15 protein-coding genes and 1 tRNA gene are annotated in these 16,648 nt (G+C 63.3%); 5 read left to right on the top strand and 11 right to left on the bottom strand.

The annotated features are described in order from the left end of the window. Positions 1 to 25: 25 nt before the first annotated feature. From B5V03_RS05910 to B5V03_RS05900, 3 genes are all read right to left on the bottom strand, one after another. A complete protein-coding gene (locus B5V03_RS05910) occupies positions 26 to 637 on the bottom strand; it encodes a glutathione S-transferase family protein (protein WP_245502170.1) in 612 nt (203 codons plus the stop codon). Between the two features lie 154 nt (positions 638 to 791). Then, entirely contained in the window at positions 792 to 1,634 is an 843-nt protein-coding gene (locus B5V03_RS05905) for a fumarylacetoacetate hydrolase family protein (RefSeq protein ID WP_129268338.1), read from the bottom strand. 272 nt (positions 1,635 to 1,906) lie between these two features. Then, the gene (locus tag B5V03_RS05900) at positions 1,907 to 2,755 is read right to left on the bottom strand and encodes an MBL fold metallo-hydrolase (RefSeq protein WP_164987812.1); all 849 of its coding nucleotides are present in this window, start codon (positions 2,753 to 2,755) and stop codon (positions 1,907 to 1,909) included. Positions 2,756 to 2,878: 123 nt separating this feature from the next. On the opposite strand from B5V03_RS05900, the gene B5V03_RS05895 reads away from it, so the two are divergent. Further along, positions 2,879 to 3,310 carry a DUF3775 domain-containing protein gene (locus B5V03_RS05895; protein ID WP_129268336.1) on the top strand — a complete coding sequence of 144 codons (432 nt, stop codon included), beginning with the start codon at positions 2,879 to 2,881 and terminating at the stop codon, positions 3,308 to 3,310. Between the two features lie 198 nt (positions 3,311 to 3,508). Here B5V03_RS05895 and B5V03_RS05890 read toward each other — a convergent pair whose 3' ends face one another. From B5V03_RS05890 to B5V03_RS05870, 5 genes are all read right to left on the bottom strand, one after another. Further along, positions 3,509 to 4,498 carry an NADPH:quinone reductase gene (locus B5V03_RS05890; protein WP_129268335.1) on the bottom strand — a complete coding sequence of 330 codons (990 nt, stop codon included), beginning with the start codon at positions 4,496 to 4,498 and terminating at the stop codon, positions 3,509 to 3,511. After that, positions 4,495 to 5,277 carry an SDR family oxidoreductase gene (locus B5V03_RS05885; protein WP_129268334.1) on the bottom strand — a complete coding sequence of 261 codons (783 nt, stop codon included), beginning with the start codon at positions 5,275 to 5,277 and terminating at the stop codon, positions 4,495 to 4,497. The genes B5V03_RS05890 and B5V03_RS05885 overlap by 4 nt, the downstream gene beginning before the upstream one ends. A gap of 214 nt (positions 5,278 to 5,491) precedes the next feature. Beyond that, positions 5,492 to 6,004, bottom strand: coding sequence for a CvpA family protein (locus B5V03_RS05880; protein ID WP_129268333.1), 513 nt, complete (start codon positions 6,002 to 6,004; stop codon positions 5,492 to 5,494). 176 nt (positions 6,005 to 6,180) lie between these two features. Next, the gene (locus tag B5V03_RS05875; protein WP_164987811.1) at positions 6,181 to 7,773 is read right to left on the bottom strand and encodes a GMC family oxidoreductase; all 1,593 of its coding nucleotides are present in this window, start codon (positions 7,771 to 7,773) and stop codon (positions 6,181 to 6,183) included. A gap of 150 nt (positions 7,774 to 7,923) precedes the next feature. Then, positions 7,924 to 9,369 carry a coniferyl aldehyde dehydrogenase gene (locus tag B5V03_RS05870; RefSeq protein ID WP_164987810.1) on the bottom strand — a complete coding sequence of 482 codons (1,446 nt, stop codon included), beginning with the start codon at positions 9,367 to 9,369 and terminating at the stop codon, positions 7,924 to 7,926. Between the two features lie 312 nt (positions 9,370 to 9,681). On the opposite strand from B5V03_RS05870, the gene B5V03_RS05865 reads away from it, so the two are divergent. The 4 genes from B5V03_RS05865 to B5V03_RS05850 all read left to right on the top strand — a co-directional run bounded on the left by B5V03_RS05865 (position 9,682) and on the right by B5V03_RS05850 (position 13,757). Continuing rightward, positions 9,682 to 9,758 (top strand) — tRNA-Met (locus tag B5V03_RS05865). Between the two features lie 170 nt (positions 9,759 to 9,928). Further along, positions 9,929 to 11,275, top strand: coding sequence for an alpha-amylase family protein (locus tag B5V03_RS05860; RefSeq protein WP_245502169.1), 1,347 nt, complete (start codon positions 9,929 to 9,931; stop codon positions 11,273 to 11,275). Positions 11,276 to 11,566: 291 nt separating this feature from the next. Continuing rightward, entirely contained in the window at positions 11,567 to 12,466 is a 900-nt protein-coding gene (locus tag B5V03_RS05855) for an alpha/beta fold hydrolase (RefSeq protein ID WP_129268330.1), read from the top strand. Between the two features lie 85 nt (positions 12,467 to 12,551). Then, entirely contained in the window at positions 12,552 to 13,757 is a 1,206-nt protein-coding gene (locus B5V03_RS05850) for a serine hydrolase domain-containing protein (protein WP_164987809.1), read from the top strand. A gap of 362 nt (positions 13,758 to 14,119) precedes the next feature. Here the strand turns inward: B5V03_RS05850 and B5V03_RS05845 are convergent, their stop codons facing one another. The 3 genes from B5V03_RS05845 to B5V03_RS05835 all read right to left on the bottom strand — a co-directional run bounded on the left by B5V03_RS05845 (position 14,120) and on the right by B5V03_RS05835 (position 16,538). After that, positions 14,120 to 14,551, bottom strand: coding sequence for a DUF4440 domain-containing protein (locus B5V03_RS05845; protein WP_129268328.1), 432 nt, complete (start codon positions 14,549 to 14,551; stop codon positions 14,120 to 14,122). 225 nt (positions 14,552 to 14,776) lie between these two features. Continuing rightward, on the bottom strand, positions 14,777 to 15,814 hold the full coding sequence (locus B5V03_RS05840) for a thermonuclease family protein (protein ID WP_129268327.1): 1,038 nt from the start codon (positions 15,812 to 15,814) through the stop codon (positions 14,777 to 14,779). Positions 15,815 to 16,046: 232 nt separating this feature from the next. Then, positions 16,047 to 16,538 carry a hypothetical protein gene (locus B5V03_RS05835; RefSeq protein ID WP_129268326.1) on the bottom strand — a complete coding sequence of 164 codons (492 nt, stop codon included), beginning with the start codon at positions 16,536 to 16,538 and terminating at the stop codon, positions 16,047 to 16,049. Positions 16,539 to 16,648: the final 110 nt, after the last annotated feature.

The following is a 16,648-nucleotide window of genomic DNA, read 5'->3' as shown; positions in this document are numbered from 1 at the left end:
AAATCTACTTGACTGACTTTTGTTATCACGATACGCCCGCCACACACCAAGAACACCACGACCTGACACCCTCTTGCCCATCACTACGCTTCTCCGATCTATAGGCCTTGCGCCAGCCGCAATCGGCGAAGCGGAAGTCGGCATAGCCGAGCACGCAAACGAGGCCGATCTGCGAGATGTCGAACGGGCCGTCGAGAACTTCAGGCATGTTCTCGAAGCGCGCCATGCCGGTCCAGGCCCGGTTCCAGTGGTCGTCCGACCAGGCCTGCCATTGCAGGCCCTGCGGCCGCACCATCTTCTCGTAGCGGCACAGCAGCATGGAATCGAGCATGCCGTTGATCAGCGAGTGATTGGTCTTGGCCTTCCAGCGCCGCGGGCCGTAATCGGGGATCAGGCTGCCGCCGGCCATCTCGTTGAGATATTCGACGATGACGTAGGAATCCAGAATGACGTCGCCATCATTGGTGATCAGCACCGGCAGCTTCTTCAGCGGCGTGATCTTCGAATAATCCTCGTTGGCCGTGCCCGGCGCGACGGTTGCCGGCGTGAGCTCGATCTTGTCGATCAGCCCGAGCTCGATCGCGGCGATGCGCACCTTGCGGGCGAAGGGCGAGGCGGCGGAGAAGGAGAGTTTCATGGCGGGCGATTCCTTGCGGTCAGCTTTGTGCGAACGGTATCTCCTCCGTCATGGCCGGGCTTGTCCCGGCCATCCACGTGCTTCCGCGGGACTAGACCGCAAGACGTGGATGCCCGGGACAAGCCCGGGCATGACGAGTGTGCAGATCGCGGCCTTACGCCGCCACGATCTCCTGCCGCTGCTCGCCGAGGCCTTCGATGCCCAGCGTCACGACGTCGCCGACATTGAGGAAGGTCGGCGGCTTCATGCCGAGGCCGACGCCGGGCGGGGTGCCGGTGGTGATGATGTCGCCCGGCAGCAAGGTCATGAACTGCGAGACATAGGAGATGCACTTGGCCATGGAGAAGATCATGGTTTTGGTCGAGCCGGTCTGGCGGCGCTGGCCGTTGACGTCGAGCCACATCGACAGGTTCTGCACGTCCTTGATCTCGTCCTTGGTGGCAAGCCATGGCCCGACCGGGCCGAAGGTGTCGTGCGACTTGCCCTTGGTCCACTGACCCAGGCGCTCGGTCTGGAAGGCACGCTCCGAGACGTCGTTGCAGACGCAATAGCCGGCGACGTAGTTCAGCGCATCGGCTTCCGAGATGTACTTGGCGCGGGTGCCGATGATCGCGGCGATCTCGACCTCCCAGTCGAGCTTGGTCGAGCCGCGCGGCTTCTCGACCACGTCGTTCGGGCCGGACAGCGAGGTGTTGGCTTTCATGAAGATGATCGGCTCGGTCGGGATTGCTGCTCCCGTTTCCTTGGCGTGGTCGCTGTAATTGAGGCCGATGGCGACGAATTTCGAGATGCCGGTGACGGGCGCGCCGAAGCGCGGCTTGCCGGAGACGGCGGGCAGCGAGGCCGGGTCGATCGCGGCCAGCTTCTTCAGGCTCTCCGGCGAATAGGCCTCGCCGGTCAGCTCCTTCACATGGGCGGACAGGTCGCGCAACTGGCCGGATTTGTCGATCAGGCCGGGTTTTTCCGCACCCTTTTCGCCATAACGAACAAGCTTCATTCTCGTTTCTCCCTAGGATGGACCGATCGGTTAAATAGCTTCATGGAACAGGGCGGCGGGAAATTCAACCGCCGAAAGAGGAGCGCATTGCAGCCCCCTCAATTCGGTGGGCGGGGCTGTTGGGTTGCGTGTCCCGGACGCGACGCAGCGCGTAGCGGTGCGGCGCAGAGCCGGGACCCGGAATGCCGCAACATGGGTCCCGGCTCTGCGGAGCAGCGTTGCCGGACGATGCTACGCATCGCCTAGTCTGCGCCGCGTCCGGGACACGGAGATCACCCCAGCGCCACAAACCTGAACGCATCCCCATCCCGCCGGATGTGCCCGGCCGAATAATGCCCGCCGATCACCAGCGTCGGGGTATCGGCAAAGCGCGAGAACATCTTGTGCCGGGTGGTCGCCGATTGGGCGGGATCGCTGTCGACGACCGAGCACCAGTCGAGATGCGCCATCTGGCAGGGGTGATGGGCGACGTCGCCGGTGAGCAGTCCCTGCTCGCCGCCGGATTCGATCAGGACGCTCATGTGCCCGGGGCTGTGGCCGGGGGTCGGGATCAGGCTGATCTCCTCGCAGAGCCGGTGGTCGCTCGGGATCAGTTCGGCCTGGCCGGCATCGACGACCGGCTTCACGGAGTCGTCGAACACCGCGACCTTGTCCGGCTCGGCCGTGTCGTTGCGCCAGTACTCATATTCAATCTTGCCGAACAAATAGCGCGCCTTCGGAAAGGTCGGCACCCATTTGCCATCGACCAGTCTCGTGTTCCAGCCGACATGATCGACGTGAAGATGCGTACACAGTACCGTGTCGATACTGTCAGGCGGAAAGCCCGCCGCGATCATCGTCTCCAGAAACGGCGTGCTGCGGTTATTCCAGACCGGGACGCCGCGGCCCTGCTTGTCGTTGCCCAAACCAGTGTCGACCACGATGCGGCGCGTCGGCGTCTCCACCACCAGCGCGTGGATCGACATTTTCAGCCGGCCTTCCTCGGTGGCGAAATGCGGGATCAGCCAGGGCAGCTTGCGGATTTCGTCGTTGGTCGCGGCCGGCAGGATGAAGCGGGTCGAGCCGACCGTCTCCATTTCGACCAGCCTGGTGATCCTGACCTCGCCGACTGTCCACTGCATCGGGCGTTTTCCCATTTTCCTGCTTTCGCGAAAGATGCGGGTTTCCACCATCGAACACAATGGATCATCTGCTCCGATGTCGCGTTATCGGAGGAACCCGGGAACAGCCCAAGGGGAGACCCAATGCCAGAGCTTGCGATTTCCGCCGAGAAGGTGGCCTTCATCATCGAGAAGGCGCGCGAATTCGACGTCAAGGAAGCGGCCTCCGATCCGGATTCGGGGTCCAACGCTGCCGACGATGACGAGATCGATGTGCTGGAGGACACCAATTCCGATCCGGTCGCTGCCGAACTCTCCGGCTTCATCCAGGCGCTGAACGAGGACGAGCAGCTCGACCTCGTCACGCTGATGTGGCTCGGTCGCGGCGATGGCGATGTGGAGGAGTGGGACGATCTGCGCGGCCGTGCCATCGAGGCCCGTGCCGAATTCAAGGCGCCCCGGCGCGAGGCCGTGCGATACCTGCTGGGCGAGCCGATGCTGGGCGATCTGCTGGCCGATGGCATGGACGAGCTCGGCATCGACTGGACCGACGAGCGAACCACGCCGGTGTCGTAAAGTGAGTTGGGTTAAATCAATCGGACGGCAGTCTCGGTGCAACCTCTCCCGCTTGCGGGGGAGGTCGGCGCGAAGCGCCGGGTGGGGGTTCTCTCCACTAGGGGATTGTCTCGTTGCGGAGATACCCTCTCCCCAACCCTCCCCCGCAAGCGGGGGAGGGAGCGCACCGTCTGCGTAGCAACACCTTCCAACCAGCACCTAGCGCGCGCAGTCGACGATCACGGTGCCGAGCTTGTCGCCCTTCTCGACGGCGAGATGGGCCTGCGCCGTATCCGACAGCGCGAACTGCGCCGCGACATTGTGGATGCGCGGCCCTGCTGCCAGCCATTTCGTGATGTCGGCCTGCGCTGCCGCAAGCAGCGCCGGCGGCAGCGCGAACAGCACCAGCGCGCGGAGCGCGATGCATTTCTCCATCAGCTCGCGCATCGGGACCACGGGCGTGCGGTTACCATTGGTGGCATAGACCGCGATGGTCGAATTCATCGCCATCAGCTTCAGCGTGGTCGCGATGTTGCCGCCGAAATCGACGTCGACCACGCGATCGACACCGCGCCCGCCGGAAAAAGCCATCGCTTTCGCAACGACGTCCTCGTCCCTGTAATTGACCACCAGATCGGCGCCGGCCAGCCGCGCCTGCTCGCCCTTCATCGCCGAGCTGACGGTCGCGATCACCTGCGCGCCGCCCCATTTCGCCAGTTGCACCGCATAGTGGCCGACCGCGCCGGCACCGCCGGTGACCAGCACGGTTTTGCCGACGATCGGTCCGTCCGCAAACAGCGAGCACCACGCCGTCATCGCAGGGATGCCAAGCGTAGCTCCTTCCGCAAAGGAAAGATGTTCCGGCAACGGCGTCACCAGATGCTCGGCGAGCGCGATATATTCGGCCGCCGTGCCGAAGGCGCGGCCGTTGCGCTGGCCGTTGAACAGCCAGACGCGGTCGCCAACCCCAAAGCGCGTCACGCCATCGCCGACCTGGTCGACAAACCCTGCGCCGTCGCTGTTCGGAATCACGCGCGAAAACTCCATCGCGCGATAGGAGCCGCCGCGCCGGCCGACATCGGCCGGATTGACGCCGGAGGCTTCCAGGCGAATGCGGACTTCGCCCGGGCCCGCGACCGGCGTCGCCATCTCACCATAGGTGAGAACGTCCGCCGCCGGTCCCGTCTGTTCGTACCAGACTGCTCTCACAGCGTTCCCGGAAAGGCACCGCCATCGAGCAGGATGTTCTGGCCGGTGATAAAGCCGGCCTTGGCGCCGCACAGGAAGGCGCAGGCATAGCCGAACTCGTCGGGCTGGCCGAAGCGGCCGGCGGGGTTGAGTTTCGCGCGCTCGGTTAAAATCTGCTCGGGCGTCGTGCCGCGCTTGTCGGCTTCGGCCTTCGCGGTGCCGGTCAGGCGGTCGGTCTCGAACGGGCCCGGCAGCAGGCCGTTGATGGTGACGTTGTTGATCACGGTCTTGCGCGACAGCCCGGCGATGAAGCCGGTGAGGCCGGCGCGCGCGCCGTTGGAGAGGCCGAGGATGTCGATCGGCGCCTTCACCGCGGCCGAGGTGATGTTGACGATGCGGCCGAACTTGCGCGCCATCATGCCGTCCACGGTCGACTTGATCAGCTCGATCGGCGTGAGCATGTTGGCGTCGATCGCCTTGATCCAGTCGTCGCGGGTCCAGTTGCGGAAATCGCCGGGCGGAGGGCCGCCGGCATTGTTGATCAGAATGTCCGGCTCGGGGCAGGCCTTCAGCACGGCCTCGCGGCCGGCAGGCGTCGTGATGTCGCCGACGATCTCGGTGACCTTCACGCCAGGATAGGCTTTGCGGATGTCGTCGGCGGTCTTCTTCAGCGCCTCGGCGCCGCGCGCCGTCAGCGTGACGTCAACGCCGGCCTCGGCCAGCGAGATGGCGCAAGCGCGGCCGAGGCCCTTGCTGGATGCGCAGACGATGGCGCGGCGACCTTTGATCCCAAGATCCACTGTTTCACTCCCGTAATGTCAGGCAGGTTTTGAACGGCCGGCACTCTAGCCAATCGCGGTGCCGCTGATAAGGGAGGGAGCCGCGTCAAAATGCATGGCGGAAGGCGCTGCGATGCAAACGGGCATGATCCGGACCCGAGGGCGCGTTAGCGAAAAGTGTGTCGCGGTTTTCCGAATAGATCATGCCCAAATAAGAGCGCGATCTTATCGCGCCCTAGATGTGCCGCTCCTGCTTGAGGCGGTCGATCGCGGACGTCGCCTCCGGCGGCAGCGTCTTGAAGCCCATCTGTCCCACCGCCGAGAACAATGGCCGCAGATGCGAACCGGCGAGGAATGGCGGCTGGCGGTTGGCCGGCACGATCTGGTCGAACACCAGCACCAGCGTGGTGGCGACGAGGCCGACCCTGATGGCGCCGAGCGCAGCGCCGCCGAGGCGATCGCCGATCCCGGCGTCGCGGATCGTGTCGCTCAGCGCGAGGCGGCCGATATATCCGAGCAGCATGCCGACCACGACGAAGATGCCGAAGAACCACATCCAGTTCTGCAGCAGCGGCGGATTCGGATTGCTGGCGAGCTGCGGGACGATCAGCGGCATCAGTGCAACCGCGATGGGGGCGGCGAGCAGATAGGCGAGGATGGTCATGGCGCTGCCGAGCAGGCCGGTCCTGAAACCGAAGCCGATCGCAATGGCGAGTGCGGCGTAGATCGTGAGATCGAAACTGTTCATGAGCAAAGAGACCCCGATGGAACGAATGAACGCGAACCGATCGTTCCGGTTTCAGATCGCTAAAATCGTTCCTATTTTTGCTCCCGAGGCTCAGGGATTGCGGTGATCCCATGACTATTTGACGCCGGTAAAGAAACCATCCTCGTGACGGCGGAGTATGACGCGGCCGCTTCACATTACCGCATCTCCGCCCTGATCATATCCGCCGCCTTCTCCCCAATCATGATAACAGGCGCGTTGGTGTTGCCGCCGATCAGCGTCGGCATGATCGAGGCATCGACGACGCGCAGGCCGTCGACGCCGTGCACCTTCAGCTTTGGATCGACCACGGCCATCGCATCGGTGCCCATCTTGCAGGTGCCGACAGGGTGATACACGGTGTCGACGCGATTGCGCAGGATGGCGCGAATGTCGTCGTCCGTTTTCACATCCGACGTGAACATGTCCTTCTTCTGCAACGCGCGCAGCGCAGGCGTCTCCATCAGCCGTCGCGTGGTCTTGAAGCCCGCGACCATTGTCTGGAGATCCTCTTCCTCGCCGAGGAAGTTCGGATCGATCATGGGTGCGGCGAGCGGATCGGCGCTTTTCAGCCAGACGCTGCCGCGGCTCTTCGGCCGCAACAGGCAGACATGGCATGAGAAGCCTGCCTCCTTGTGCTTCTTGCGGCCGTGGTCGTCGAGCATCGCGATGACAAAGTGGAGTTGAATGTCCGGCACGTCGAGGTCGGCTCGGGTCTTCAGGAAGCCGCCGCACTCGGCGAAATTGGTGGTGATCAGGCCGCGTCGCTCACGGCGGTAGCGCTGGATGGCGCGGAGCAGGGATGGCAACCGACCGAGCGAGGCGTGAACGAAATGCGGATAGTCGGAGGCGTAGACGAACACGAAATCCGGATGATCCTGCAGATTGCGCCCCACGCCCGGCAAATGATGCACGACGCCAATGCCGTGCGCACGAAGCGCATCGCCGTCGCCGATGCCCGACAGCATCAGCAATTGAGGTGACTGGAAGGCGCCGCCGGCAAGAATCACCTCGCGGCGGGCGCGCAGCTGTCTTGTCTGCTTGCCCTGCATATATTCGATGCCGACCGCGCGCCCGGCCTCGAACAGGATTTTCGTGGTATGCGCCCCCGTCTCGACGCGCAGATTCGCGCGCTTGTCTAGGTGGGGCTGCAGATAGGCGCGTGCCGCGCTCCAGCGCTCGCCCTTGTGCTGCGTCACCTGGTAGCTGCCGAGCCCTTCGTGGTCCTCTTCATTGAAATCCTCGCGGATGCGGAACTGCGCCTCGCGCGCGGCCTGATGGAAGACATCATGGATCGGATTATCCGAGCGCAGTCTGTTGACATGCAGCGGGCCGTCCTTGCCGTGATATTCGCCGTCGAAATCGGCATTGTTCTCCGAGCGCTTGAAATAGGGCAGCACGTCCGCATACGACCAGCCTTCATTGCCGAGCGAGGCCCAGTGATCATAGTCCCATTTGTGGCCGCGTATGTAGACCATGGCGTTGATCGCCGAGGAGCCGCCGAGCCCCTTGCCGCGCGGTTGATAGCCGATACGGCCGTTCAATCCCTTCTGCGGCACGGTATCAAAGGCCCAGTTGGCCGCGGTGTATGGCAGCGCGAGCCCGAACGGCGTGGTGATCCGCCAATCGTCGTTCCGCCCGCCCGCGTCGAGCAGCGCCACGGATGTCGCCACATCTTCCGACAGCCGCCCCGCCACCGCGCAGCCGCCGGAGCCCGCGCCCACGACGATGAAATCGAATGTGTCAGTCACGTATATTTCCCCCATTTTTCTTCTCGTCATTGCGAGCGAAGCGAAGCAATCCAGAATCCCACCGCGGAGACAGCCCGGATTGCTTCGCGGAGCCTGTCATCGGGCCTCGCTTTGCGCGGACCCGTTGGCTCACAATGACGGCGTTGATACCTAAGACATGAACCGCATCATCTTCTCCAGCCGCGCGATCTTGCCGCCATAGGGCGGATAGAGGTCGGCAAGGCGGTTGAATTTTGAACGGTAGAACACCGGCTTCAGCTTGCTGAAGGTCCTAAAACCCCATTCGCCGTGATAGGCGCCGGTGCCGGACGCGCCGACGCCGCCCATCGGCTGGTTGACTTGCGCGAAGTGGAACAGGCAGTCGTTGATGGTGACGCCGCCGGAGATGGTTCGCGCAAGGACCTCGTCACGGGCTGCGCGGTCCTTGCCGAACCAGTAGAGCGCCAGCGGCCGGTCACGCCGGTTGACGAGCGCGATCGCATCAGCGGGATCGCGATAGCCGAGCACCGGCAGCACCGGCCCAAAGATCTCCTCCTGCATCACGGCCATGGCTTCGGTCGCACCGAGGATCACCGTCGGCGGGAATTTGCGATGCGCCTTCCAGTTGGGATCGTCCGGCTTTGCCGGTTGCAGGATCTTTGCGCCGCGGCTCGCGGCATCCGCGACGAGACCTTCCAGCCGTGCGTAATGCCGGTCGGAGATCACGGAGGTGTAGTCCTTGTTGGCGGGATCGGTGCCGAACATGCGCCGCATCTGTGCGCGCACTTTTTCGGCGAAGGCCTGCACGGAATTTTCCGGCACCAGCACGTAATCCGGCGCGATGCAGGTCTGGCCTGCGTTGAGCAGTTTTCCGTAGGCGATGCGCTCGGCCGCCTCTTCGAGATCCGCGGAGGCGTCGATGATCACGGGCGACTTGCCGCCTAGCTCGAGCGTGACAGGCGTGAGGTTGCGCCCCGCGGCCTCCGCGACCAGCCGGCCGACCCGGGTCGAACCGGTGAAGACGAGATGATCGAATGGCAGGTTCGCAAACGCCTTTGCGACGTCATCCTCAACGCCGGTGACGAGCAGTTCGGTGGCATCGAACCTGGCTGCCACCATCTCCTTCAGCAGCGCGGAGAAGTGCGGCGACAGCTCGCTCGGCTTGATGATGACGAGGTTGCCCGCGGCGATCGCGCCGATCGCGGGCGCCAGCGTGAGCTGGAGCGGATAATTCCAGGGCGCGATGATGCCGACGACGCCGAGCGGCTGCGGCATCAGCCGGTTGCGCGCGGGCAAAAATTGCAGCGCGGTGGCGATGCGCTGCGGCGCCATCCAGCTCTTCAAATGTTTTGTCGCATGCCGGATCTCGCCATAGACCATCATGGTCTCGGCGATGGTGGTCTCGACCGCCGAGCGATGGCCGAAATCGGCCGAGATCGCCTGCCGGAAGCGCTCTTCGTTGTCGGCCACCACCGCGCGCAGGCGCGCCAGCCGGTCCAGTCGTGCGGCGAGATCAGGCGCCGCCTCGGCCCGCGATCGCGCGACCATGGCAGGGAAGGCGGCTTCGAGGGCGTGGCACGGCGCGCTCGACGGGAATCGGTCCAGGGTCTGGTCCATGCCGCTCCTCCCTAATACTGGCGTTTGCCCCACGTTTTGTTGCCGCAAGCTGGCCCTTTGTGGAACTTCTGGCAAGACTGCGTCAAACCGGCCGGAAATCCGCCCACCGCGCTGTCATAAAGTCGAAAAAAACGTCCCCGCAGCCCTTTCCAAAGGCACCCCGGGTTGGTACATACCCCCCGCACCCAACGAGGCTTTGCCCCGGGGTTGCCTTCCAAGGAAGCCTTTGGGACGGACGAAGCAAGCCACGCGTACCGCGTCGGCCCACCATCTACCGTCCCCGGCATTTTGACGAAGGCGTGCACCAGTTAACGCGGGGTGGAGCAGCCCGGTAGCTCGTCAGGCTCATAACCTGAAGGTCATAGGTTCAAATCCTATCCCCGCAACCAAATTCGGATTTTACCGGATCCGATAAGAAGATGGCCCGCCTCGTGCGGGCCATTTTTGTTTGTGCTGTGGTGTCGCGCCCCATTCGCAGGTGATCGGCCTTGTTCTTGCTGAGGTCTGCTCAAATCCTGTCGTCGACAGGTGCGATCGTCCTGATGCTCGCAAAAAGGCGGTGATCGATTTGACGGATGAACGGCAGGATGCGACCGAACCGGGCGGGGAGGTCTGGTGGCATGTCTATCCGCTTGGCTTTGTCGGGGCCGAACCCGCGGCCACGGCGTGCAGTGGTGTCGTGCACCGCTTTGGCCGGCTCACAGCCTGGCTCGACTATGCCGCGGATCTTGGCGTGTCCGGCATCATGCTCGGGCCGATCTTCGCCTCGTCGACCCATGGCTACGACACGACCGATCATTTTCAGATCGACCGGCGCCTCGGGGACGGCGCCGATTTCGACGCCTTCATCGCGGCCGCGCATCGCCGCGGCCTGCGTGTTCTGCTCGACGGCGTGTTCAATCATGTCGGCCGCGACTTTCCGGTCTTTCAACGCGCGATCGCGGGCGGTCCGCAATCAGCGGAGGCGTCGTGGTTTCATCTGACATGGCCGGCGGACGCAGCTCCCGGCGCAGAACCCGACTACGCGATGTTCGAAGGTCATCATCAGCTCGTCACCCTCAATCATGATGATCCTGCCGTGGTCGACCACGTCACCCGCGTGATGACGCATTGGCTCGACCGTGGCGCCGGCGGCTGGCGGCTCGATGCCGCCTATGCCGTCCCACAGCCGTTCTGGAGGAACGTTCTTCCCGTGGTTCGCGCCCGGCATCCTGACGCCTATATTTTCGGTGAGGTGATCCACGGCGATTACGCAGGCTTCGTTCGCGAGACCGGCGTCGATGCGGCGACACAATACGAGCTGTGGAAGGCGATCTGGAGTGCGCTGAACGACCGCAATCTGTTCGAGCTCGCCTGGGCGCTTGGCCGGCACAATGACATGCTCGACAGTTTCGTGCCGCAGACCTTCGTCGGAAATCACGATGTCACGCGCATCGCGAGCCAGCTTCGCGACGAGCGGCATCTGGCCCACGCGCTGGTCGTCCTGATGACCATCGGCGGCACGCCGTCGATCTATGCGGGCGACGAACAGGCGTTCCGGGGCATCAAGGAGCATCGCGCCGGGGGCGACGATGCGATCCGCCCGGCGTTTCCCGCGACGCCGGCGGATCTGGCGCCGTTCGGCTGGCCGATCTATCGGCTTCATCAGGAGCTCCTCGCCCTGCGGCGCCGGCACCCTTGGCTGCACCGGGCGCGCAGCCGCATTGTCGAACTCGGCAATACCCACCTGATGTTCGAGGCGTTTCATGAGGACAACAAGATACGGGTCGCGCTGAACCTCGCCGATGCACCGTTGGTGCGCACGATCGATGGCCCGCCGGATATTCTCGCCGGCATTGCCACTTGTCGAAAGGCGGCGAGGACTGACCTGACATTGCCGCCGCATGGCTGGGCGATTCTGGGGTAGTGTCGCGAGGCCCGATGAAATGGTCTGCGTCAAGCGGACCGTTTGTCTCGCGAGTCGGACGCTGATCGTCTCAGAATAACGGTCACAGTGCACTTAATGGACAGCCTCAGCGATAGTTAAATGCACTGTCATCGTAGTTGCGTTCGCATACGTGCCAGGCGCAAGAGCGATTACCCCGCGAAGACGGCATTCGGACGGAACCGAGAATGGCGCCGGGCGTCAATATGGGACCTGCCGGGCTGTGCCCGGCACTCATTTGTCGGCTTGCCGTCGTTCGGAAGGACCGGTCCAATGAAGTTCGAGGAATTCGTCGCAGCCGACGTTCAGGCCGAGGAAGCACGCATCTTCGTCCGTCGGGCCGGTTCAGGACCGGCCGTTCTCCTGTTACACGGATTTCCGCAGACCCATCTGATGTGGCGCGGCGTTGCGCCATTGCTTGCCGAGCACTTTACCGTGGTCTGCGCCGATCTTCGCGGATATGGCCGCAGCGATTGTCCTCCTTCCAGGGCGGACCACGCGCCATACGCAAAACGTGCGATGGCAAGGGACATGGTGTCCGTCATGACCAAGCTTGGCTTCGACCGTTTCTCGGTTGCGGGCCATGACCGCGGTGGCCGTGTGGCCCACCGGCTCGCGCTCGACCATGGCGAACGCGTGGAGCGGCTTGCAGTCCTCGACGTCGTCCCGATCGCCGATGCCTGGGAACGTGCCGACAAGAACCTGGCGGTCGGCTATTGGCCGTGGTCGTTGCTTGCGCAGCCGGAGCCGCTTCCCGAACGGCTATTGTCGGCAGCTCCCGATGCCGTCGTCGACAATGCGCTCCATGGCTGGGGGTCCGCAGCGGGCAGTTTCAGTCCGGCGGTCCGGGCCGCCTATGTCGAAGCGTTGAGCGATCAGGCACATGTTCACGCGATTTGCGAGGAATACCGCGCGGCCGCGACAGTTGATCACGAGCACGATTCGGCGGACCGCAATTCCGGCCGCCGGATCGGTTGTCCCGTCCTCGTCCTCTGGAGCGGCCACGGCCCGTTGGCTTCGTGGTACGCGAGCGAGGGTGGCCCCTTGGGGCTGTGGCGGAGTTGGGCCGATGACGTGGAAGGAAAGGCGCTAGATGGAGGGCACTTCTTCCCGGAGGAGCTTCCGCAACAGACCGCACACGAGCTGAACCGGTTTTTCCGTGGCGCCAACTAGTGGCGCGTCGAATTCAGTGCTCGCCATTTTGTCTGTCATCGGTCATCCCCATGGATAACCTGTCACTGTAATTATCGTGTCTCACTTGCGGGGTGCGGTCCACGACTGTCACCGCAATTACGTTTTGCTTTTGGCTCTCGTTCCCGGCAGAACATCGGCCATGTCTTACCTGCGCCGCATCATTGCCCTGGCTGCCTTCGCTTTCACCCTCGCTCCGCCGGTCGGATGGAGCGGTCCCGCGAATGCGACGCCTGATGAGGTTGGCGGACCGTCGGAGCCGGGCACGGCGCCGCCGCCATCCACATATTGGCGCACCGATGGCCAGGCTGCCCAAAGCGCCGAGTGCCGTGCCGTCTTGGCGGAGGTCCGCGAAAGGCTGCGCAATCAGGCGACGACCACATTCATGGCGGTGCGCGGCGATCAGATCGTCTTTAGCGAGGGGCCCATCGCCCGTCCGTCTCTCGTTCGGTCGGTGAGAAAAAGCCTGCTTGCGATACTCTACGGACAACCCGTGGCGGACGGTCGTGTCGATCTCGATGCGACGCTGGCCGAGCTCGGTATCGATGATCTCGGCGGCTTGCTGCCGCTCGAGCGACAGGCGCGGGTGCGCGATCTGCTCGCGGCGCGCTCGGGGGTTTATCATCCGGCCGCCAATCCCGGTGACGACGCGGCGGGCGCACCTCCGCGCGGCTCGCAGGCGCCGGGCCAATATTTTCTCTACAACAACTGGGATTTCAACGTCGCAGGCGACATCTACGAGCAGCGCACGCAACGCAATCTCTACGATGCCTTCGCTCAGGAGATCGCGTCTCCCCTGGGCCTGGAGGATTTCGTCCGCGAGCGCCATCGCCGCACCGGCAGGCTTTCGCGTTCAACCCACCTCGCTTATCCCTTCTATCTTTCGGCCCGCGATATGGCGCGCATTGGTGAGCTGATGATGGCGGAAGGCCAATGGCAGGGACGCCGGATCGTGCCGGCCGGCTGGACGCAATTGATCACAAGGCCGGTCACGCCTTCGGCAGAGATGCATCCGCCATCAGCCGTTCGCCGCCGCATGTCCTACGGGCTCCTGTGGTGGATTCCCGAATTGCCGGATGACTCGCCGTTGGCAGGCTCTTATCTCGCCTGGGGCTATTTCGGCCAATGGATATTGGTCATCCCCAAATCCGGCATGGTGGTGGTGCACAAATACGACACCGATGCACGTGAGGACGAGGCCCACCCGGCCACCGTGCCCGTGCAGAACTTCCTCGAACAGGCTCGGATGATCGCGCAGGCTCCCTGCAAGTGAGAGGCCGCCGGTTTCGATTCGCCGTCAGATGCGGCCGGTCCACAATTAATGGAGAGGGCGGTTTCACAAAATGAAGTTCAACGTGTTGCACTCCATTTGTGAAACCGCCAGTTAAGTGAACTGTCGCCGCAATCCGATGCGAAAATGGCCCGCATCGAGCGGGCCATTTTTGTTTGGGGATGGCGCGCTGGCCGTCTCGAGCCACGACGAGCCCCTTGCTCGGTGCGGCCACCTCAGATGGGTAAGCGTCTCGCTGCGAAACGCGCCAAACTCGGCCAGTCGGCCTCGCGTGGTCCGCTTTGGGGGACGATCCGAAATTCGCGGAGCCATCGCCCATGACAAGAGAGCGTGGAAAGTGGACTTCAGATGATACCGTGCTTCCTCAAAAGCGCCTGCTCATCGCCTGACACCCAGCCGAAAACCTTCGGCTCCCCATCCAGCTTCTGGACCAGGTAGTGGACATCAAAATCTATCGCTACCACCGCCCGATCCTGCCGGGCATAGGTTGCCGTCCACGCAACATGGGCCACGCAATGATGTTCGTCTATTGGGGAGAGGCGGACATTGCGTATCCGCATTTCCTTCGTTCCTATCGCCCGATAGCGTGCATAGCCTTGCGCCATGACTTGTTTGAGTTGATCGTCGTTCTTTCCGGTGATGACCCCGGCGGGCGAGGCCGCAATGAAGTCGGAGGCATAAAGCGATGCGATCTCATCCATGTCTATGTCGCCGGCAAGGGACCGATTGAAAAAGCTCTCGTATCGCTCGAAAAACTTCCTTACGCGGGCTTCCATCAAATTCTCTCCAGGTGCAGCTATGTTCTGAATGGGCTCAAGGGGCCATCTGGCTTTCAGCCCTCGCCACGAGGCATGTTCCAGGCCGTCAATCCAGGACTGCCGCACCAACTCACACCGCGCGGCAATAGCCGCGCAGTTCTCTTTCGGGGATGACACGACGCGCGGTAAGTGATTTGCAACGCAGAGACAGTCTTGCGCGAATCATTTCTGTTCGCGGCCCGCTCAAAACGCCTTGATCGGCTTCCCATCCGCCCCGACCAGGCTCGACGGCGCCTCCCCAAACACCAGCCCCTCCGGCTGAAACTTGATCGTCTTCCCGGCCTCGACGAACTCCGCAAAATTCCGCGGCGTGGCAGAGTGCACGCCGTTCGCCAGAAAATCGTCGATCTCGTAGCAGGTGTCGGGCTTGCCGCCGGATCCTTCGCTCAGGAATTTCTGGAAATTCTGGCTCGTGATCTTCGCCTTCTTGCGCGCGGACCAATTTGTGTAACGGCGGTAGAGCTTTGGCAGGATGATCGCGCCTTTGTCGGTCGCGAGCACGGCAATCTCGCCCGCCTTGGGCTCGCGCAGTTCGAAGTCGAAGGCACCAATCGTCTTGGCGAGGTTCTTCCAGACCGGTAGCTTCCTGGTGCGCGCGGTCTTGGCGAGCGCGAGGAAGGCCTTGATCTCGTCGTCGTTCATCGAGGAGTAGAACGTCGGATAGGCAAAGCCCTGCTCGACCAGCCAGTGGTTGACGTCGATCGTGTGGCCGCCGACCGTCACCTCGATGTCGCCGACCAGCCGCCCATAGGTGTCGAACACCTCGTTCGGCGCATCGACATGGGTGAACACCCGACAGGCGAGCGTGGCTTCGCCCGCGCCAGAGAGGAAATCATGCAGCGCCTTGCTCGACGTCGCGCCGAGGAATTGCCGGTAGGAATGGGTGACCTCGTGATAGGCCTGCTTCTTGGCGTCCGTCAGCCCCTTCTTCTCGGCGGGCGAGAGCGGCGAGGGCATGTAGTGCAGCTCGGGCGCGTCGATGCCCTGGAGGCGAATGGTGAGCTTGCCGTTCTTGATCGGCGCCGTCGCGGTGCGGCCCTTGACCTTGGCGCCCTCGAACACATGGGTCGGCTGGAACGGTGAGGTATCGTTCTTGCGGAAGCGGATCGCATCCGGCGCGATGTTCACCACGACCTTGGTGGTGTCGGCGTCCGACCGTCCCTCCGGCCAGAACTGCTTGACGGCAATGGTGCCTTCGACCTCCAGCAGTCCAACGGGCATCGGCCGCTCCTGTCAAAGCGCGCGACGGTCACTTCGGTGAAGTGACTCGCGCACGCTATCGACAGCAACGAATCATCTTCGTGCGACACGCCCATGACGACAGCTGGGACAGGCGCGACACGTTGCGGCTGTGGCGACAGCTCGGACGGCCCGGAAAGCAAATGCCTCCCGCACGCCGGGCGCGCGAGAGGCGATGACAATGATTACGGACCGACCCAAAGGCGGCCGAAGATCAATCCCGGTGCGGACAGACCATCGTCAGATAGAGCAGTGTCGGTTTGTCCGAGCCCTTCTTGTACTCCCACTCCAGCCGGATCTCGTGGCGGTGGGCATAGGCGTCGCTCGGCGCGTGGACGATGATGTTGGTCTTCATCGGGATCGGCGGCTCGGAATTGAAGCACTTCCGCACGCAGGCATCGAGCAGGTCGCATCGCGTGAGCGGGATCACGCCCGGCTCGTCCTTGGACAGGGCGACCGTGTTCGGCTGGGTGCTGAGATCGACGCGGGCCCGGCCCTTCTCCTTGTGCCAGTACTTGGCGCTGCCCTGCGGCCAGCTCGATGCCGGGTTCAAGATCAGGTGATACTGGCCGTACTCCAGGGTCGGCAGATCGATCTGGTCCGATGCCTTGAGCTTGGCCACGCTCTTCTTCATGTTCGCCAGCGGGTAATAATTGCTGTTCATCAGGTCTCTGAACTGCTTGCCGCTGTATGTCCTTCCGCCCATCGCCTTGTCCTTCGCTATGATCTAATCAATCAGGGCCATTTGCAGCCCGGCAAAGCTCGTCGGCCGGAATGAAGGCCTCAGCGCCCCCAGAGCGCGCGGCCCCATTCTCG

This window comes from Bradyrhizobium betae, assembly GCF_004123905.1.
Lineage (GTDB): Bacteria > Pseudomonadota > Alphaproteobacteria > Rhizobiales > Xanthobacteraceae > Bradyrhizobium > Bradyrhizobium betae_A.
This window is presented reverse-complemented; position numbering and strand designations above follow the sequence as displayed.